Origin of the sequence: Streptomyces lydicus (assembly GCF_004125265.1) — a bacterium.
Lineage (GTDB): Bacteria > Actinomycetota > Actinomycetes > Streptomycetales > Streptomycetaceae > Streptomyces > Streptomyces lydicus_C.
In genome coordinates, this window is record NZ_RDTE01000003.1 from 3,124,976 (window position 1) to 3,143,145 (window position 18,170).

The window sequence follows — 18,170 nt, forward strand, 5'->3', positions numbered from 1 at the left end:
AGATGGGCGTGACGAGCGTCGATCGGTACGAGACGCGTGCAGCCGACGCGGAGGGGTGGCGCGGAGTCCCGTTCCGGCACCCCCGCGACCTGGTGACCGCCGAGAGCGACGGGGGGAAGCACGACGCAGGGCCGATGCCGCCGGAGGCTCCGCGTGATCCTGCGCCGCAGGAGGGCGACGGCAAGTAGATGCCCCGGGCCTTTGGGCCGCCGCAACGCGGCCTGCCCCCGCCGCGGCCCCTGACTTCACGTCAGGGGCCGCGGCGTGCCGTGCTGCGCCGGATCCGGGCGCGTACGGCGCGCTGCGCGACCGGTCCCAGATCCTCCAATACGCCGACCAGTCCGGACAGTTGCTCCAGTGCGTCCAGGGCCGCCAGCGCCCCGTCCGGATCCACGCCCTCGTACAGTTCCAGGCCGACGAAGCCCGCGGCGAGCGCGCGGGAGAGGCCGGCGACGTCCACGAACGCGGCGATCGGCGTCCCGGCCAGCACCCGGGCCAGCACCGTTTCGATCTCCTCGATCCACGAAGTGAGTCCGGCGGCGGTCGCGGGGGCGAGGCGGGGCTGGGTCTGGGCACCGGCCAGGAGCTGGGCGAGAACGGCGACATGGCCGGCGGCACGCTCCTCGGCATGCAGTTCCCGGCCCAGCTCCAGGAATTCGGCGAGGCTGCCGACCTGGGCGAAGCGTTCGCGGTAGTGCGCGACGCGCTGCTCCGCGCCGTACCGGCAGGCGGCGGCGAGGAGTTCGTCGACGCTGCCGAAGTGGTAGAAGACCAGGGCCTGGTTGACTCCGGCGGCGGTGGCGATGGTGCGGGCCGAGGTCTTGGCGAGGCCCTGTTCGGTGAGCGTCCGCAGCGCACCGGCGAGCAGTTTCGTACGGGTATCGTCGGCGCTCACGCCCGGGCCTCCTCGCGCAGCGGCCGCAGCCCGGCGCGGACACCCCGCTCGGCGGCGTTCACGAACTCGGCGGAGAAGGACCCCTCGTAGCCGAAGAGCGGGCCGAACCGCCGGTTGCCGACCCGCACCTGGATCCGGAAGCGCCCGGCGGCCTCGTCGTACGACTCCCGCACCACGGCGTCGCCCCCGATCAGGTCCGGCACCCGGACGTCGACCGGCCCCTCCCGGAAGCGGTGCTCGCCGGAGCGGATGATCAGCGCCCCGCTGTCGTCCACGGTGAAGTGCAGATCGGTGGCGAGGTGCTGGTGGGTGCCGAGGTAGTCGACGACGCAGCCGCGCTCGGAGCTGAAGACCATGGTGGCGTCGAAGCGGCGGGGGCGGCGCGGGAAGGCGAAGGTCCGTACGAAGGTGACGGTTTCACGGCCGAAGGAGTCCGTGTACGGGACGTTCTCGATGACGAACGGGATGTCCCGGCCGGCTTGCGGGACGAGGATGTTGCGGCTGCCGCCGAGGGCCAGGAACGGCCGGACGAAGCTGCGGCCGTGCCAGATCCGGTCCATCGTGCCCCGCCCGATGCACGCCTCACCGCTGTCGAGCCCGACGGAGAAGCGCCGCCGGATGCGCGGGTGAAGGCGGTCGAAGTCGGCGCCCAGGGCGCGCTGGAATATTGAGGTCATCACTGCTCCAGGGTGGCGAGGAGGGCGGTCGGGGCGGCAGCGCTCTCGCTGCGCCCGGCTGCCTGCTCGGGAGGGCGGCGCAGACAGCGGCGGGCGGCGGGGGTGCCGGACAGGGGCGGCAGCAGCAGCGCGGCGCCGGCCACGGCGAGTGCGGTTGCGGGGGCCACGGCCGCAGCGGTGGCGACGACGGCGGCGATACGGACGCACAGTTCCGCGAGGGCGTGGCGCAGTGACCGCTCGGGGGTGATCCCGCGTTCGCACCACAGTCGCAGCCGGTCGAAGGACCAGGCGGTCGCCCAGCCCATGAGCGGCCGGAAGAGGAGCCGGTCGACGACCCGGCCGAAGCGCCCCCAGCGCGGCCGGTAGTCGTATCCGGTGAGGAACCGCAGCGCATCGCCGTCCGGGACGTACCGCCAGTACCCGCGGCCCTCCTCGATGAGTGACAGCGGGTGTGCGGAGAAGAATCGGAGGGCTGAAGTCCGGGTGCCGTCGGGCCGGTTCCGCTCACCGGCCGAGACGCCGGTGCCGTCGACCGTGAGCAGCGGCAGGACGCGGGTGGCGTAGCGGAAGCGCTGCGGCTCCCCCGGCGCGCACGGCAGGTAGTCGATCTCACTGAACCTCAGGTCCCAGCGCTGATGCCGGTCAGGCACCTGGCTGCGGTCCCATACGTCGTCGATCCCGGCGCGGATCCGCGCCTCCACGTACAGCCTCATGCGGCTTCCCCCATCCCACGAGTTCTACGAGTCCCACGAGCTTGAGCGACTGCTCAAAACGCAGGGTAGATCGTTTTGAGCAGTCGCTCAAGGCGGTGCGGGTGGAGGTACCGGGGCCGTACGAGGGCCGTACGGGGCCGTCGCGTCTCGCGGGCGCCCGAAAAAGGCCGTCGGCAGGGCGAGAGGGAAAGGCGGGCGAGGGGAAGAGGCGGGCGAGGCCTGGGCCGATCACGGCCTATGGACTCCCGCCGCGCAAAACCGCGGGGGAGCTTCCTGCGGGAGAGCTCCCGAAAGAGCTTGCGCTGGGCATTATCCGGAGGAGCGGCCTTCGTGGCGGCTCGGAACTCCCGGTGAACTGTGCGACGTTTTCCAGCTGGAGGCTTTCCGACCGACGACCTGGATCACCACTGCCGGCCGGGAAGGTGACCGTCTGGCGGATGCCCCCCTATCGGCGTCTCTCGCCGAAAGAATCAGGCGGCCGATTACTACGAAGCTGGATAACGCGACTCTCGGGGTGGCGGGCGAGGCACGGCGAAGAAAGAGGGGAGAGGGAAGAGGGAAAAGCCAGGAGCTGCTAAATCTGCCAGCCCCGGTGCTGCCATATCTGGCAAGCAAGGTGAGCAGCCGAGCGAGCTGAGCAAGCCGCGCTGAACAAGAGCAAGAGGGGGAAATCAGGGAAGGCGCCCCCCCCCGCCGCACAGGCAAAGAGCAGATCCTTACGGCGATTCGACGTATCGGTGGTTAGGCACTTCGACATTCCCGATGGCGCCAAAGCGGAGTGCGCGGAGCAGTAGAAGTTCGCGGAACGTCAAGCGGAGGCGGATCGGCGTTATCGCGAGTTCCCGCGCGAGCGAAGGAAGCGCCACCCGAAGCAGAGCGCCCCCAGCGCTCCCCCGACTGCGCCGACCCCGCACATCACGGTCGCCCATGGGGCCATGACCTGCGTGAACCACAGCAAGCTCACTACGGCCAAGGCCATGGAGAGCAAGCAGCGCTCCCCATGGCCCGGACCGCGGCGCCCGGTCAGTCCCGGATGTTGCCGCACTTGTAGGTGACGCCCTTCATTTTGATATCCCGGTACCCCGCGAAGGAGGCGAAGTCGGTGCCGCCACCGCCGCCGCCACCCTCCTTCCGGCAAGAATAACCAAGCGCCTCAAGCTTCCCGAGATCACTCTTCGCCTGGTAGTTCTTGTACGACTTGATCATGGCGGCTCGCTTTTGCGCGGGCGTGGCTTCCTTCGCCTTCGTGTACGCATAGCAGCCGACGCTGGCTCCGATGCCTACCCACGACGCCCCCTTGGCCAGCGCCTTGGAAAGGCCTGCCGCGCCACTGCCGATTCCCAGAACCGCGCAGATTTCATCGGCTCCAGCAGCGTGAACCTGCGCTCCCGCTGCCGGCCGCGCGACGGCTGCGCCTCCTTCACCTTCCCCTGAAGCTGCGCTTGCGGTCTGCGCGCTGATGCCACACATTGCGCCGGTCATGGCGAAGGCGATCGCGGTCGAGATCCCCTTGCTTCGCATACTCACGAAGTCAATCCCCCAATAACACTCTGAAGTGTGTTGATCTTTAGGGGAAGGACGCTACCAGCGCGTTCATATGCACGCAATGAGTTTGCTGGAAAGAGAGATTCCTTAACGAGGCCGGCTCCACGGAATCGGATGAACTTCGCGTAATTTGCACTATCCCGCATACCTGGCGTCCCGGCCGTGGACAGACATAAACCGTTCGGCGGCGATTTGGGCCGATCATGCCGGCCGCGCCCTCACGCCCCACCGGGGCCCTCGAGCCGTTCCGTCGGACCGCCGAAGGGCAGGAACGTGGTCCGGGCGGCAAGGAGCCAGACGCCGTCGACCTTGCGGAAGGTGTCCTCGTAGTGCCCCACTTGGGTCGGCGGCCGGGGCGGCGCCATGCCCTCCTGGTAGCCGTCGACCCGGTAGGTGGCGAAGTAGGCGGTGGCGGTGGCCGTCGTCGAAGAGGTGACGGAGACCAGGATGTTGGTGCACATACGGCGCGACAGCCGGTCCGCCGGCCGGGAGCCGAAGTAGTCGCGGAGCGCGTCCCGCCCCTGCACCCGGCGGTCGCCGTGCGGCCACTCCCAGACCCCGTCGGGGGTGAACAGATCTGCCACCGATCCCGGGTCCCCGAGATCGAGCCGGCGGACGAACTCGACGATCAGACGCTCGCAGGCCCGCTCGGCGAGCAGGCATTCCATGGGGTCAAGAGCTTCGGCTGTCATCCCCACTTGGTACCAGCGCCGGACGCACCGCCACCACGGCTTTGCGGGCGGCGGTGGCGCTACCGCCCACGATGACGGGCGCTACCGCTCGCGATGGCGCGGGCAGGCGCAGGGCGGCCAGGCCTGGCTGAGCCCGTAGAGGTCGAACCGGTCACCGGCCACGACATGGACCGGCGCCCGCTCCTCCTTCACGATGCCGTCGCGGGTCGCGGTGTAGACCCGCAGTGTCATCAAGGACTGCCGGGGCGGCTCCGGCGTACCCGGTGACGTACGACCGGCGCTCACCAAACCACCTCGGCGGGCTGCGGCTGCCGCTCGTACGCGGCGTAGTAGGGGCGGACGAGGGGTGACGCGTCACCGTCCAGCCGTGGTTCGACGGGCCTGCGGCGGCGCACCCGGCCCGGCAGCGGCGGCGGGTTCCACGGCCGCACGAAGACCGTACGGGCGGCCGCCGGGCCGCAGCACGGGGAGGGCACAGCCGCCCGGTGCCGCCCCGGCGCTCGCGGGATCACTCGCGGGATGAGTAAAGCCCGCACCCACGCGAGGCAACGGGCAATAGGCTGAACCATGTTGACGCTCCTGTGCATTTCGCGGCGTTGACCATGCCCCGGGGTCGTTCGCGCGACCGCCGGGGCCCCTTGCCGTCCGCCCCACCTTCGAGCGGATCGTCACTTTCCGTGTCCATATCGTTGCCCTGCGGCGTACGCTGCGAAAGGGGGTAGCTCCTTACTCCCGCAGCCGTAAGGACGGAAGTGAGGCTGTGGCCAAAGAAATTGATCCCTCGGCATCGATGGCGGCGCTCTTCGCCACTCGCCTGCGCAGACTGCGTCTGAATGCCGGTCTCACACAGACTCAGCTGGGCCGCCGGGCGCATACGCACCCCACCCGGATCAACCAGCTCGAACGGACCACCGGCGCCAAGCCGACACTGGAGCTGACCCGAGTCCTGGACAAGGCGGTGGGCGCCGACGACTTGCTCATCGAGTTGTGGCCGTACATCCGGCAAGAGGTGTTCCCTTACTGGTCTCGGGCCGTCATGGAATGGCTGGAGCGGGCGACGGATATCAGGCAGTACGCGGGCAGCACCATGCCCGGACTCCTGCAGACAGAGGGCTTCGCGCGAGCACTGTTGAGCCTTGGTCGGACACTCGAATCGGCCGAGCAGCTGGAGGAGCGTGTGACCGCGCGACTTGGACGCCAGGTGAGGTTGTACCAAGAAGATGGGCCCAGGCTGTGGGCCGTTATCGACGAGTCCGTGCTGATGCGACCCATTGGCGATGCGGATGAGATGCACGGTCAGCTCGCCTGGCTTCTTGAGGCAGCTCGGCACCCCCGGATCACTCTTCAGGTGCTGCCGTTCAGCAGCGGCGGACACAGCCTGATGGGAAGGTCGCTCACGCTGGCGAGGCTGCCGAACGGGGCGGAGTCGGCTTACGTGGAGGTTGCCGACTTCGGCCAACTCTTCGATGAACCAGCAGAGGTGACAACGTACTCGGTAACTTACGATCAGCTTCGGGCTCTGTCCCTGCCTCCGAGCACGTCGCTCGACCTGATCCGATCCGTGATGGAGGGCACCCACCATGCTGAGCGCATCCCGTCCCGACCTGAGCGCCGCCGCCTGGCGCAAATCCAGCTACAGCAACCAGGAGGGTGGCGAGTGCGTCGAGGTCTCGGACGGCCACACCGGCCTGATCCCTGTGCGTGATTCCAAGACCCCGGACGGCCCCACTCTTGCCTTTCCGCACCAGGCCTGGACCACGTTCATAACAGGCGTGAAAGCTGACCGGTTCACATGCTGAGCACATCCCGTCCCGACCTGAGCGCCGCCGCCTGGCGCAAGTCCAGCTACAGCAACAAGGAGGGTGGCGACTGCGTAGAGGTCGCCGACGGCTACCCCGCCCTCGTCCCCGTCCGTGACAGCAAGAACCCCCACGGCTCCGCCCTGCTCGTCCCGGCCCCCGCCTGGGCCGCCTTCATAGCCGGCCTGAAGGGTGCGCGCCCCGCAGGCAGGTGACATCCGTGCGGTGCCCGGGAACAGATTGGCGTTTCCGGGCACTGACATAGGTATGAGTGAGAACAGCGCATTCGGCGACTCCGGCGGCTTTCGGACCGAGCACGACTCCATGGGCGAGGTGCAGGTGCCCGCGTATGCGAAATGGCGGGCGCAGACGCAGCGTGCGGTGGAGAACTTTCCGGTCTCGGGGCAGCGGCTGGAGCGGGCGCACATCGAGGCGCTGGCCCGGATCAAGGGGGCGGCGGCCAAGGTGAACGGCGAGCTGGGGGTGCTGGAGAAGGACATCGCGGAGGCCGTGCAGGAGGCCGCCGCGGCGGTCGCGGAGGGGCAGTGGGACGACCACTTCCCCGTCGACGTGTTCCAGACCGGGTCCGGGACGTCGTCGAACATGAACACCAACGAGGTCATCGCGACGCTGGCGGGTGAGCGGCTGGGCCGGGAGGTCCATCCGAACGACCATGTCAATGCGAGTCAGTCGTCCAATGACGTCTTTCCGTCCTCGATTCATATCGCGGCGACATCGGCGGTCCTCAACGATCTGATTCCGGCGCTGGAGCATCTGGCGGAGGCGCTGGAGCGCAAGGCGGAGGAGTTCGCCGAGGTCGTGAAGTCGGGGCGGACGCATCTGATGGATGCGACGCCGGTGACGCTGGGGCAGGAGTTCGGCGGCTATGCCGCGCAGGTGCGCTACGGCGTCGAGCGGCTGCGGGCGTCGCTGCCGCGGCTGGCGGAACTGCCGCTGGGCGGTACGGCGGTGGGGACGGGGATCAACACCCCGCCCGGGTTCCCGGCCGCGGTCATCGCCGAAGTGGCGCGGGCGACGGGGCTGCCGCTGACCGAGGCGCGCGATCACTTCGAGGCGCAGGGGGCGCGCGACGGGATCGTCGAGACGAGCGGGCAGCTGCGGACGATCGGCGTCGGGCTGACGAAGATCGCCAACGATCTGCGGTGGATGGCGTCCGGGCCGCGCACCGGGCTCGCGGAGATCGCGCTGCCGGATCTGCAGCCGGGCTCGTCGATCATGCCGGGGAAGGTCAACCCGGTGATCCCGGAGGCGGTGTTGATGGTGGCGGCGCAGGTCACCGGCAATGACGCGACGGTGGCGGCGGCCGGGGCAGCCGGCAACTTCGAGCTGAATGTGATGCTGCCGGTGATCGGGAAGAACGTGCTGGAGTCGGTGCGGCTGCTGGCCAATGTCTCCCGGCTGCTGGCGGACCGTACGGTCGACGGGATCACCGCGAACGCGGAACGCGCCCGGGAGTACGCGGAGTCGTCGCCGTCGGTCGTCACCCCGCTCAACAAGTACCTCGGGTACGAGGAGGCGGCGAAGGTCGCCAAGAGGTCGCTGGCCGAGCGGAAGACCATCCGTGAGGTGGTCCTGGAGGGCGGCTATGTCGAGCGGGGGCTGCTGAGCGAGGAGCAGTTGGACGAGGCGCTGGACGTGCTGCGGATGACGCGGCTCTGAGCCGGGCGGCCCCTCCGGGCGGCCCCTCACCCCCGCGCCGATGCTTCTGTTGCGGCGCGGGTTCCGGGCGGCGGCCCTCATTATCATGCCCGTAACGCCCGGTGCGTCTCATGTCACGGCGCGCGTCATGCCGCGCAACTAAGATCTGCGCATGACAGCGGACATGGTGGACACGACGGAAGGCGAGACGCCCGGCGGACGCGGGACGGCCGGGGCGGGGCAGGCGGCGGGCGGTGCGGCCGAGGCGTCACACTGGGCGCCGGGGGACCACATCCTGTGGCGCTACCGCGACAACGCCGACGCCGGACGGTTCCACATCTGTCGTCCGATGACCGTTGTCCAGGACACCGACGAACTGCTCGCGGTGTGGATGGCGCCGGGCACGCCCTGCATCAAGCCGGTGCTCGCCGACGGCACGCCGGTGCACCGTGAGCCGCTGTCCACCCGCTACACCAAACCGCGCCGGACCAGCCACGACCAGTGGTTCGGTACCGGTGTGCTGAAGCTGGCCCGGCCCGGTGACCCGTGGTCGGTGTGGCTGTTCTGGGAACACGGCTGGCAGTTCAAGAACTGGTACGTCAATCTGGAGGAGCCGCGCCGCCGTTGGGCGGGCGGCATTGACTCCGAGGACCACTTTCTCGACATCTGTGTCTATCCGGACCGGCACTGGGAGTGGCGGGACGAGGACGAGTTCGCACAGGCGCAGCGGGACGGGCTGATGACCGACGCACAGGCCGCCGAGGTCAGATCGGCCGGCCGGGCTGCGATCGCACAGATCACGGCCTGGCGTGAGCCGTACGCGGACGGCTGGGAGGACTGGCGGCCCGATCCGGCCTGGGAGGTTCCCCGGCTCCCGGAGGACTGGGACCGCGCACCGGATCGTTTGCGGTCGTGAGGGAGCGAAGTGAAACCACACGAGTGAAGGGGGCGAACCGTGGGAAGCTGCGCCTATGGGCAATGCTGTTTCCTGCGGGGCGAGGAGCGGGGCCGAGCCCCCTTGCTGCGCCCCGGGTCTTCAAACGTAGGATCGTCCTCCGCAAGACTGCACAGGCGCAACTCCAGAACGGGAAAACGAACTTGACTGCGGTCGCAGGAGGCGCGAGGTCGTGAGTGCAACTCACTACGACGGATACGAGGGGCTCAACCGGTTAGCACTGGACCGGGCCGGCCAGGCCGAGGCGTTCGACGCCATCGGCGACCGGTACGACGACGCCTTCCCGCACAAGGAGGGCCAGCTCGCCTCGGGCACCTGGCTGGCCGACACCCTCCCCGCAGGCTCACGCATCCTGGATCTCGGATGCGGTACGGGCCTGCCGACCGCCCGTCAGCTCTCGGACGCCGGACACCGCGTCGTGGGAATCGATCTCTCCCCCTCGATGGTCGCACTGGCCCGGGAGAACGTCCCGGACGCCGACTTCCACCGGCTGGACATCGCCGATCTGCGCAGCGGCCGGCTCGGCGGCCCCGGCTCTTTCGACGGAATCGCCGCTTATTTTTGCCTTCTGATGATGCCCCGTGCGGAAATCCCTTACGCACTGGGCATGCTCCATGATCTGCTACGTCCCGAGGGGCTGCTCGCCCTGTCCATGGTCGAGGCGGATGTGGACGACTTCACCATTCCGTTCCTGGGCAATCCGATCCGGGTATCGGGTTACCTGCGGGACGACCTGCGCCGGGTCGTGCACGACGCGGGTTTCGACGTCGTCGGGGAGGATGCCTACGCATACGCCCCGTCGAGTACGGACGTACCACCCGAGATCCAGCTCTTTCTGCACCTGCGACGCGCCTGACACGCAGCGCGTTGGGCGCGTCCCGTACGGGAGGCGCGCTCGCAACGCGGCGCGTTCGGCGCACAGCCCCGGACGGATGGAATCCCACGCGTGACGGAGCACCCCACCTCCCACGAATCGCGGCGGTCGGCCTCGACCGCCGCGCCCTCGGCGTCCCCTGCTCGGGGGCCGGCCGGGACGGCGTCGTTCGGCGCGGTCCCCGACCCGCGCAGCGCCCTGCAGCAGCCCGCCGCGGCGGGGTTCGCCCCGTCGCCAGGCGCCGGGTTCGCGGTGCGCGGCGGTGACGACATAGGCCTCGCCGGTGTCGCCGTCCCGGCGACGGCCGGTCCGCCGGCCGGGCCCCACGGCGGTGAGCCGCCCGTGGATCACGGCGCGGCGCGGCGGGACCCGTCGGCGGACGCGGACGGCGCCGCCGCGGGCCACACCGGCGGGCGCACCAGTGATCACACCGCCGCTCACAGCGGTGGTCATGCCGCCGTACGGGACGTCTCGCTCCCGTACGGGGAGGCATACGGCGACACGTACGGGGAGGTGGCCATGCCTGCGGGAGGACGGCCGGGCGGGGCAGCGGACGCGGGGCGCGAGACGGCCCGTGCCGGGCGGCGGGTGGCGCAGGGCGCGGTGGGCCGCGCCCAGGCGCCGGAGCCGGGCGAGGAGCCGCACCACGGGCAGCGCCCGCGGCACGACGGCGAGGGCATCGGGCGGCCGCGGGAGGGCGGCGGCGGACGGCCGCGCGGCGGCGGGCCGGGCGGGACGGTGCCGGGGCAGGCGCCGGCGCCGCACGGCGGACGCTTCGCCGGCCCGGGCGCTCATGGTGAGGCCGCGCACCCGGCGGCCGGGGAGGCCACCGCGGCCCCGGTGCCCGGTCCGGGCGGATCTCCGCAGGACCCGCCGGCCGCTCCCCCGGCCCGCTCGGCGCATCCGGGCGAGAGCGGTGAGGTGGCCGCGGCCCGGCAGGCCGGCGGCGACCGGCTGCGCTTCATCGGGGCGGCGACGCGGCGGATCGCCCGCGGTATCGACCTCGACGAGATCGTGCTCGGGCTGTGCCGGGCGACGGTGCCGACGTTCGCCGACGCCATCCTGGTCTATCTGCGCGATCCGCTGCCGGTGGGCGACGAACGCCCGACCGGCCCGGTGGTGCTGCGGCTGCGCCGTACCGACCGGATCCCGGAGGAGCCGGACACCAACGGCGGCCGGCTGCCGGTGCTGCCCGCGCAGCCCGATCTGGGCCCGGCGATGGGCGGCAGCGCGGCGGAGCTGGCCGAGGTGGAGCCCGGCGGCCCGCTGGCCGAGGTACTGCGGGGCGTACGGCCGCTGTTCGGCGAGGCGCAGGCGGCACGGACGGCGCTGCCGGAGCTGCTGGGTCCGGATCCGCGGCTGCCCGGCGGCCACCGGGTGATCCTGGCGCCGCTGCGCGGCCGCCGCCGGGTGATCGGTGCCGCGGTGTTCCTGCGCCGCCCGGACCGCCCGGCGTTCGAGCCGGACGATCTGCTGGTGGCGGCGCAGTTGGCGACGCACACCGCGCTGGGAGTGGACAAGGCGGTGCTCTACGGCCGTGAGGCGTACATCGCCGACGCGCTGCAGCGCACCATGCTGCCGGACTCGCTGCCGCAGCCGACCGGGGTCCGGCTGGCCAGCCGCTATCTGCCGGCCGCGGAGACGGCGCGGGTGGGCGGCGACTGGTACGACGCGATCCCGCTGCCGGGCAGCCGGGTGGCGCTGGTGGTCGGCGATGTCATGGGGCACTCGATGACCTCGGCCGCGATCATGGGGCAGCTGCGCACGACCGCGCAGACGCTGGCGGGGCTGGACCTGCCGCCGCAGGAGGTCTTGCACCATCTCGACGAGCAGGCCCAGCGGCTGGGCACGGACCGGATGGCGACCTGTATGTACGCGGTGTACGACCCGGTCGCGCACCGGATCACCATCGCCAACGCGGGGCATCCGCCGCCGGTGATGCTGCACCGCGGCGGGCGCGCGGAGGTGCTGCGGGTGCCGTCGGGCGCGCCCATCGGCGTCGGCGGGGTGGACTTCGAGGCGGTGGAGCTGGACGCCCCGGCGGGCGCCACGCTGGTCCTCTATACCGACGGGCTGGTCGAGTCGCGGATCCGGGACGTGTGGACCGGGATCGAGCAGCTGCGGGAGCGGCTGGCGGAGACGGCCCGGCTGACGGGGCCCAACCCGCCGCCGCTGGAGCCGATGTGTGACGAGGTGCTGGACATGCTGGGCCCCGGCGACCGCGATGACGACATCGCGCTGCTGGCGGCCCGGTTCGACGGGATCGCGCCGAGCGATGTCGCGTACTGGTATCTGGACCCGAAGGCGCAGACGGCCGGGCAGGCCCGCAGGCTGGCCCGGCGGGCACTGGCGCGCTGGGGTCTGGAGGAGCTGACCGACCAGCTGGAGCTGCTGGTCAGCGAGGTGGTGACGAATGCCGTGCGGTACGCGGAGCGGCCGATCACCCTGCGGTTGCTGCGAACGGACGTACTGCGCTGCGAGGTGGGTGACGACGTTCCGCAGCTTCCGCGGCTGCGCCAGGCCCGGCCGTCGGACGAGGGCGGGCGCGGCCTCTACCTCGTCAACCGGATGGCGCGGCGCTGGGGCGCGACCCGTCTGAGCATGGGAAAGGTCGTCTGGTTCGAGCTGTCGATGCCGCCGGGGGCGCTGCGCCGCTGACGCCGGGCGGGCACCGGCCGCCTGTCCCATATGTTGGACCCCGTCTGAGATCGGACGGGGTCCAACTCTTGCCGACGTGCCGTCGGGGTAGTTGACTGCTTGGGTGGATGTAAGGGACTGACTCGCCCAATTCGGGACTGACCGACCCCTACTCCCCGTCGTCGAAACAGGAGGCATTCCTCCATGTCCAGCACCGCGCACCACGTCCCGCGCACGACGAACAACGCCGGCATTCCGGTGGAGAGCGACGAACACTCGCTCACAGTGAGTCCGGACGGCCCCATCCTGCTCCAGGACCACTACCTCATCGAGAAGATGGCCCAGTTCAACCGCGAACGGGTCCCCGAACGGGTGGTACACGCCAAGGGCGCCGGCGCCTACGGCTTCTTCCAGGTCACCAACGACGTCAGCCAGTTCACCAAGGCGGATCTCTTCCAGCCGGGCAAGACCACCGAGATGCTGGCCCGCTTCTCGACCGTCGCGGGCGAGCAGGGCTCCCCCGACACCTGGCGCGACCCCCGCGGCTTCGCCCTGAAGTTCTACACCGAGGACGGCAACTACGACCTGGTGGGCAACAACACCCCGGTCTTCTTCGTCCGTGACACGATCAAGTTCCAGGACTTCATCCGCTCGCAGAAGCGCCGCCCGGACAACGGGATGCGCGACAACGACATGCAGTGGGACTTCTGGACGCTGTCGCCGGAGTCCGCCCACCAGGTCACCTGGCTGATGGGCGACCGCGGCATTCCCAAGACCTACCGCCACATGAACGGCTACGGCTCGCACACCTACATGTGGGTCAACGCCGGCGGCGAGAGGTTCTGGATCAAGTACCACTTCAAGACCGACCAGGGCATCGACTTCCTCACCCAGGAGGACGCGGACCGGATCGCCGGCGAGGACGGCGACTACCACCGCCGTGATCTGTTCGAGGCCATCGACGGCGGCAACGCCCCGTCGTGGACGCTGTACGTACAGGTCATGCCGTTCGCGGACGCCCCGGACTACCGGTTCAACCCGTTCGATCTGACCAAGGTGTGGCCGCACGGCGACTACCCGCTGATCGAGGTCGGGCGGATGACGCTCAACAAGAACCCCGAGGACTACTTCATCCACATCGAGCAGGCGGCGTTCGAACCGTCCAACATGGTGCCGGGCGTCGGCCCGTCGCCGGACAAGATGCTGCTGGGCCGGCTGTTCTCGTACGCGGACACCCACCGCTACCGCATCGGCCCGAACTACGCGCAGTTGCCGCCCAACCGGCCGCACGTGCCCGCCCATTCGTACGCGAAGGACGGCCCGATGCGGTTTGAGCCGTCCCGGGCGGCCCGGCCCTACGCCCCGAACAGCTACGGCGGCCCGGCGGCGGACACCCTGCGCTACGGGGAGCCCGCGGGCTGGGAGACCGGCGGCCAGATGGTCCGCGAGGCCTACACGCTGCGCCGTGACGACGACGACTTCGGCCAGCCGGGCACCATGGTCCGCCAGGTCCTCGACGACGCGGCCCGCGACCGGCTCGTCGGCAATGTCTCCGGCCATCTGCTGAACGGCGTCAGCCGCCCGGTGCTGGACCGCGCGCTGCAGTACTGGCGCAACATCGACAAGAACGTGGGCGACCGGATCGCCCACAAGGTGAACGGCGGCTGAGGAACCACCGCTCCCTCGCAGCAGCACGGCCCCCGCCGGTGAGGCGGGGGCCGCGCTGTCGTGCGTACGGACCGGCGTCAGCCGAAGCCGGGCAGGCTGTCGGGCTTGTTGCCGCCGCCGTCGTTCCCGGTGCCGCCGGCGGGGTTGCCGTCGCCGCCGGCACCGCCGGCACCGCCGCCGCCGTCCGCCCCGCCACCCGGCGAGCCGGAGTTGGACGGGACGGGCGGGCTCGGCAGTCCGCTGTGGCTCGGGGAAGGCGGCGCGCTCGGCTTCGACGGGGTCGACGAGGGCGAACCGCTCGGCGTCTTGGACGGGCTCGGGCTGGACGACGGCGTGTGGGTCGGCGTCGGGGTGGGGGTCGGGGGTACCCCGGCGCCCAGGTCGGTCTCCAGGTCGAAGTCCTCGCCGGTGTTGCCGTTCAGCGCCGCCTCGGTGTAGTCGGCCCACACCCGGGCCGGGTAGGCGCCGCCGTTGACCCGGCCGTGGCCACCCGCGTTCTTGAGGGTGACCTGCCGGCCGCCGTTGGGTGACTCGCCGAACATGCCGACGGCGGTGACCAGCTTGGGCGTGTAGCCCACGAACCACGCCGACTTGTCGTCGTCGGAGGTGCCGGTCTTGCCGGCCGCCTTGTAAGCGGTGTTCTTCACGGACTCCGAGGCGGTGCCGTCGTTGACCACACCCGTCAGTACGGAGGTGACGGTGTCGGCGGTCTTGCGGCTGAGCACCTGATCGCCGATCGGGTCCTTCAGCGGGACCTTCGTCTCGACCCCGTTGACGCTGTGCGTGGCCTGGGTGACCAGCGTCGGGGTGACCTTCCTGCCGTGGTTGTCGAGGGTGGCGTAGGCGCCGGCCATCTGGAGCGGGCTGGCGCCCATGGTGCCCAGGGTCATGGCGGGCTTGACGTCCATCGTGTCGGCCATGCCGAGGCTGACCGCGGTCTGCTTGACCTTGTCCAGGCCGGCATCTGCACCCATCTGCGCGAAGACGGCATTGACGGAGTTGTTGGTCGCCGTCTGGACGCTGATCTTCCCGTACTCGCGCTCGTCCTCGTTGGGCGGTGCGAAGGGGATGGTGCCGCCGACGACCGGACGGCGGTTACGGCCGTCGTAGATCGTGTTCGGGGTGATCGGGGTGCCGTCCTGGGTGACCGCGTTGTTCTCCATCGCGGAGGCCAGGATCAGCGGCTTGAAGGTGGAGGCGGCCTGGTAGTCGCTGCGGGTGGCGTTGTTCCGGTAGTGCTTGGGCGGGCCCTCGCCGCCGTACATCGCCACGATGTGCCCCGTCTTGGGGTCCACCGAGGTGGCGCCGAGCTGGGCGTCCGCGTCGACCTTGCGCTTCTTGGGGTCGAGGTCGGCCAGCAGCTTGCGCTTGACGGACGCCTCCAGCGCCTTCTGCTTCTTCTTGTCGATGCCGACGGTGACCGTCCAGCCGCCGGCCGCGAACTGCTTCTCGTCGACGCCCTGGGCGAAGAGCTCCTGCTTGGCCTGCTCGACGAGGTAGTTGGTCTGGCCGCTCACGCCGCTCAGCGGCTTGGGGTCCTTCGGCCGCTGGAAGGTCTGCTTGCGGCGGTCCTCCGGGGAGAGCCACTTCATCTCGACCATGTTGTCGAGGGTGTAGGCCCAGCGCTCCTGGACCCGCTTCTTGCCGGCGTCGGTCGCCAGGGTCCAGTCGTACTGGTTCGGGGCCTGGAGCAGCGAGGCCAGGTAGGCGCCCTGCGAGACGGTGAGCTTGTCGACGTCCACGCCGTAGTAGGCCTGGGCGGCGGCCTGGATGCCGTAGGCGCCGCGGCCGTAGTAGCTGGTGTTGATGTAGCCGGCGAGGATGTTGTCCTTGCTGAACTTGTTGTCCACCTTGAGCGAGATGACGATCTCCTGGAGCTTGCGGGAAACCGTCTGCTCCTGGCTCAGGTAGTAGTTCTTGACGTACTGCTGGGTGATCGTCGAACCACCCTGCTTGCCGCGGCCCATCACCGTGTTGAAGATGCCGCGCATGGTGCCCATCAGGTCGACACCGGAGTCGTGGTAGAAGTTCTTGTTCTCCGCGGCGACGAAGGTGCGCTGCACGTCCTTGGGTATCCGGGTGAGCGGGACGTTCTCCCGGTTGCGCAGACCCGTACGCGCCATGACCTTGCCGTCGGCGTACTTGTAGACGTTGCTCTGCAGCTTGGCTTCGTTGTTGCCCTTGGGTATGTCCACGTACAGATACAGGCCGATGAAGCCGAGGATGCCCAGGAGGCAGACCCCGAGGAAGGCTCCGAGGAGCTTCTTCCAGGTGAAGAAGCGGCGTATGCCGGACTTCTTGTCCTTCGTTCTGGCCCGGCGGGCGCTTCCTTGTCGCGCCCGTCTCGCGTCCGCTCGGCCCATCGCTTCAGCAACTCCAGTCGTTCCGCCCCCAGCTAACTCAGCTGTTGAAGCTAACACCGCATCTGTCAACAAATACTCATCGATCAAGGCTTTTCCCGACGTGACAAACAGCACCCGGCGCGGGGGAACCAAGGGGTGGGCTTTGTGCGTCACCCGGGCCTCACCTGGGGTCTTACTGCCGGAGGAACCTTCCACAGCCACTGGACAGCCCGTCCGTCGCGGCATTAAAGTGATATCAGTTTGCTAGATCAGTGACATCATCCATTGCGGCGGACATCACGTACCGCATGGGGAGAAACGGGGATTCCATGTCCGATCAGACAGCCACCGACCGCACCACCGGGCCCGGCGCCGACCTCGACGTCGACGCTCCCGAGATGCCCCGCCCACAGGTCCGCGAGGTCCCGGCGCACAGCATTGCGGGCGGCCTCGCCCTGCTGCTGACCGTGCTCGGCGTGGCGCTGGGCATCGCCATGATCGTCGTCGGCGGGATCCTCAGCGACGGGGGCGACAAGGCGGTGGGGGCGCCGATGATCATCGTCGGCGTCGCGCTGCTGCTCGGCTCGTTCTTCTGCATGACCGGGGTGAAGATGGTCGCCCCCGGCGAGGCCCGGGTCATCCAGCTCTTCGGACGGTACGTCGGCACCATCCGCACGGACGGCCTGCGCTGGGTCAACCCGCTCACCACCGCTCAGAAGATCTCCACCCGGGTGCGCAACCACGAGACCGCGGTCCTCAAGGTCAACGACGCCTACGGCAACCCGATCGAGCTGGCCTCGATCGTGGTCTGGCAGGTCGAGGACACCGCCCAGGCGCTCTTCGAGGTGGACGACTTCCTGGAGTTCGTCGCCACCCAGACCGAGGCGGCCGTCCGGCACATCGCCATCGAGTACCCCTATGACGCACACGACGAGAACGCCCTGTCGCTGCGCGGCAACGCCGAGGAGATCACCGAGAAGCTCGCCCTGGAGCTGACCGCACGGGTACAGGCCGCCGGCGTACGGATCATCGAGTCCCGCTTCAGCCACCTCGCGTACGCTCCCGAGATCGCCTCCGCGATGCTCCAGCGCCAGCAGGCCGGCGCGGTGGTCGCGGCCCGCCAACAGATCGTCGAGGGCGCGGTCGGCATGGTCGAGCAGGCGCTGGACCGGATCAGCGAGCAGGGCATCGTCGAGCTGGACGAGGAACGGAAGGCGGCCATGGTGAGCAATCTGATGGTGGTGCTGTGCGGCGACCGGGCCGCCCAGCCGGTTCTGAACACGGGTTCCCTCTACCAGTGAGCGGGCGAGCCATGGAGGGGTGCACGCCGGGCGAAGGCGAGGCCGGACGAGGTGAGGCTTCGGCATGAGCACCGACGCCCCCGAGGGGCCCGGCGACGGGAGCGGGCGGACCCCCGCGCGACGGCCGCAGCAGCGCAAGCAGGTACTGCTGCGGCTGGACCCCGCGGTCCATGACGCGCTGGCACGCTGGGCCGCCGACGAGCTGCGCAGCGCCAATTCCCAGATCGAGTTCCTGCTGCGCAAGGCGCTGTCGGAGGCCGGGCGGCTGCCCCGCGGGGCGGGGGAGATTCCGCGGCGCGGGCGGCCGCCCAAGGAACACAAGGGCGACTGACGGAACGCAAGGACGGCTGCGGGGCGGCTCTGGGGAGACAGCCCGGAGTTCACCCCGGCGCGTCTCCGGGCGCACCCGGCAC

18 protein-coding genes and 1 pseudogene are annotated in these 18,170 nt (G+C 70.0%); 11 read left to right on the forward strand and 8 right to left on the reverse strand.

Annotated elements, in window-relative coordinates:
* The first annotated feature begins 2 nt into the window (after positions 1 to 2).
* Positions 3 to 188: a hypothetical protein gene (locus D9V36_RS16115; protein WP_129294384.1), complete on the forward strand. Its 186-nt coding sequence runs from the start codon at positions 3 to 5 to the stop codon at positions 186 to 188.
* A 62-nt stretch (positions 189 to 250) separates the two neighbouring features.
* On the opposite strand, the gene D9V36_RS16120 is transcribed toward D9V36_RS16115, so the two are convergent.
* From D9V36_RS16120 to D9V36_RS16155, 7 genes are all read right to left on the reverse strand, one after another.
* The gene (locus D9V36_RS16120; protein WP_129294385.1) at positions 251 to 895 is read right to left on the reverse strand and encodes a TetR/AcrR family transcriptional regulator; all 645 of its coding nucleotides are present in this window, start codon (positions 893 to 895) and stop codon (positions 251 to 253) included.
* On the reverse strand, positions 892 to 1,572 hold the full coding sequence (locus tag D9V36_RS16125) for a DUF4166 domain-containing protein (RefSeq protein ID WP_129294386.1): 681 nt from the start codon (positions 1,570 to 1,572) through the stop codon (positions 892 to 894). Before D9V36_RS16125 ends, D9V36_RS16120 begins: the two co-directional genes overlap by 4 nt.
* Positions 1,572 to 2,285, reverse strand: a complete 714-nt coding sequence (locus tag D9V36_RS16130; protein WP_129294387.1) for a hypothetical protein — start codon at positions 2,283 to 2,285, stop codon at positions 1,572 to 1,574. Before D9V36_RS16130 ends, D9V36_RS16125 begins: the two co-directional genes overlap by 1 nt.
* 1,023 nt (positions 2,286 to 3,308) lie before the next feature.
* Entirely contained in the window at positions 3,309 to 3,806 is a 498-nt protein-coding gene (locus D9V36_RS16140) for a hypothetical protein (protein ID WP_129298450.1), read from the reverse strand.
* Between the two features lie 242 nt (positions 3,807 to 4,048).
* Positions 4,049 to 4,522 (reverse strand): nuclear transport factor 2 family protein, encoded by a 474-nt coding sequence (locus tag D9V36_RS16145; protein ID WP_129294389.1) that lies wholly within the window; start codon positions 4,520 to 4,522, stop codon positions 4,049 to 4,051.
* 81 nt (positions 4,523 to 4,603) lie between these two features.
* Positions 4,604 to 4,807, reverse strand: a complete 204-nt coding sequence (locus D9V36_RS16150; protein WP_129294390.1) for a hypothetical protein — start codon at positions 4,805 to 4,807, stop codon at positions 4,604 to 4,606.
* A complete protein-coding gene (locus tag D9V36_RS16155; protein WP_129294391.1) occupies positions 4,804 to 4,998 on the reverse strand; it encodes a hypothetical protein in 195 nt (64 codons plus the stop codon). The genes D9V36_RS16150 and D9V36_RS16155 overlap by 4 nt, the downstream gene beginning before the upstream one ends.
* A gap of 314 nt (positions 4,999 to 5,312) precedes the next feature.
* Here D9V36_RS16155 and D9V36_RS16160 point away from each other — a divergent pair, with 314 nt between their 5' ends.
* The 8 genes and pseudogenes from D9V36_RS16160 (at position 5,313) to D9V36_RS16195 (ending at position 14,114) form a co-directional block, all read left to right on the forward strand.
* A complete protein-coding gene (locus D9V36_RS16160; RefSeq protein ID WP_129298451.1) occupies positions 5,313 to 6,227 on the forward strand; it encodes a helix-turn-helix domain-containing protein in 915 nt (304 codons plus the stop codon).
* Positions 6,196 to 6,321, forward strand: a pseudogene (locus D9V36_RS42030) (DUF397 domain-containing protein); the annotation flags it as partial. The gene D9V36_RS16160 and the pseudogene D9V36_RS42030, both read left to right, overlap by 32 nt.
* Positions 6,315 to 6,536, forward strand: coding sequence for a DUF397 domain-containing protein (locus D9V36_RS16170; protein ID WP_129294393.1), 222 nt, complete (start codon positions 6,315 to 6,317; stop codon positions 6,534 to 6,536). The pseudogene D9V36_RS42030 and the gene D9V36_RS16170, both read left to right, overlap by 7 nt.
* A 52-nt stretch (positions 6,537 to 6,588) precedes the next feature.
* The gene (locus tag D9V36_RS16175) at positions 6,589 to 8,001 is read left to right on the forward strand and encodes a class II fumarate hydratase (protein WP_129294394.1); all 1,413 of its coding nucleotides are present in this window, start codon (positions 6,589 to 6,591) and stop codon (positions 7,999 to 8,001) included.
* Between the two features lie 151 nt (positions 8,002 to 8,152).
* Positions 8,153 to 8,896, forward strand: a complete 744-nt coding sequence (gene fomD, locus D9V36_RS16180) for a cytidylyl-2-hydroxypropylphosphonate hydrolase (RefSeq protein WP_431357675.1) — start codon at positions 8,153 to 8,155, stop codon at positions 8,894 to 8,896.
* Positions 8,897 to 9,107: 211 nt separating this feature from the next.
* The gene (locus tag D9V36_RS16185; RefSeq protein ID WP_129294395.1) at positions 9,108 to 9,791 is read left to right on the forward strand and encodes a class I SAM-dependent DNA methyltransferase; all 684 of its coding nucleotides are present in this window, start codon (positions 9,108 to 9,110) and stop codon (positions 9,789 to 9,791) included.
* Positions 9,792 to 9,881: 90 nt separating this feature from the next.
* Complete coding sequence (locus D9V36_RS16190) at positions 9,882 to 12,467, forward strand: SpoIIE family protein phosphatase (RefSeq protein WP_129294396.1); 2,586 nt, start codon at positions 9,882 to 9,884, stop codon at positions 12,465 to 12,467.
* A gap of 183 nt (positions 12,468 to 12,650) precedes the next feature.
* Positions 12,651 to 14,114: a catalase gene (locus D9V36_RS16195; RefSeq protein WP_129294397.1), complete on the forward strand. Its 1,464-nt coding sequence runs from the start codon at positions 12,651 to 12,653 to the stop codon at positions 14,112 to 14,114.
* Positions 14,115 to 14,191: 77 nt separating this feature from the next.
* Here the strand turns inward: D9V36_RS16195 and D9V36_RS16200 are convergent, their stop codons facing one another.
* Positions 14,192 to 16,477 (reverse strand): transglycosylase domain-containing protein, encoded by a 2,286-nt coding sequence (locus D9V36_RS16200; RefSeq protein ID WP_129294398.1) that lies wholly within the window; start codon positions 16,475 to 16,477, stop codon positions 14,192 to 14,194.
* A gap of 308 nt (positions 16,478 to 16,785) precedes the next feature.
* On the opposite strand from D9V36_RS16200, the gene D9V36_RS16205 reads away from it, so the two are divergent.
* On the forward strand, positions 16,786 to 17,757 hold the full coding sequence (locus tag D9V36_RS16205; RefSeq protein ID WP_129294399.1) for an SPFH domain-containing protein: 972 nt from the start codon (positions 16,786 to 16,788) through the stop codon (positions 17,755 to 17,757).
* Between the two features lie 64 nt (positions 17,758 to 17,821).
* Entirely contained in the window at positions 17,822 to 18,088 is a 267-nt protein-coding gene (locus D9V36_RS16210) for a hypothetical protein (RefSeq protein WP_129294400.1), read from the forward strand.
* Positions 18,089 to 18,170 lie beyond the last annotated feature (82 nt).

Bases quoted from the DNA above. Each gene is read 5' to 3' on its own strand.
- D9V36_RS16115 (WP_129294384.1), top strand. From the start codon at position 3: ATGGGCGTGACGAGCGTCGATCGGTACGAGACGCGTGCAGCCGACGCG.
- D9V36_RS16125 (WP_129294386.1), bottom strand. From the start codon at position 1,572: ATGACCTCAATATTCCAGCGCGCCCTGGGCGCCGACTTCGACCGCCTT.
- D9V36_RS16130 (WP_129294387.1), bottom strand. From the start codon at position 2,285: ATGAGGCTGTACGTGGAGGCGCGGATCCGCGCCGGGATCGACGACGTA.
- D9V36_RS16140 (WP_129298450.1), bottom strand. From the start codon at position 3,806: ATGCGAAGCAAGGGGATCTCGACCGCGATCGCCTTCGCCATGACCGGC.
- D9V36_RS16145 (WP_129294389.1), bottom strand. From the start codon at position 4,522: ATGACAGCCGAAGCTCTTGACCCCATGGAATGCCTGCTCGCCGAGCGG.
- D9V36_RS16160 (WP_129298451.1), top strand. From the start codon at position 5,313: ATGGCGGCGCTCTTCGCCACTCGCCTGCGCAGACTGCGTCTGAATGCC.
- D9V36_RS16170 (WP_129294393.1), top strand. From the start codon at position 6,315: ATGCTGAGCACATCCCGTCCCGACCTGAGCGCCGCCGCCTGGCGCAAG.
- D9V36_RS16175 (WP_129294394.1), top strand. From the start codon at position 6,589: ATGAGTGAGAACAGCGCATTCGGCGACTCCGGCGGCTTTCGGACCGAG.
- fomD (WP_431357675.1), top strand. From the start codon at position 8,153: ATGACAGCGGACATGGTGGACACGACGGAAGGCGAGACGCCCGGCGGA.
- D9V36_RS16195 (WP_129294397.1), top strand. From the start codon at position 12,651: ATGTCCAGCACCGCGCACCACGTCCCGCGCACGACGAACAACGCCGGC.
- D9V36_RS16200 (WP_129294398.1), bottom strand. From the start codon at position 16,477: ATGGGCCGAGCGGACGCGAGACGGGCGCGACAAGGAAGCGCCCGCCGG.
- D9V36_RS16205 (WP_129294399.1), top strand. From the start codon at position 16,786: ATGTCCGATCAGACAGCCACCGACCGCACCACCGGGCCCGGCGCCGAC.
- D9V36_RS16210 (WP_129294400.1), top strand. From the start codon at position 17,822: ATGAGCACCGACGCCCCCGAGGGGCCCGGCGACGGGAGCGGGCGGACC.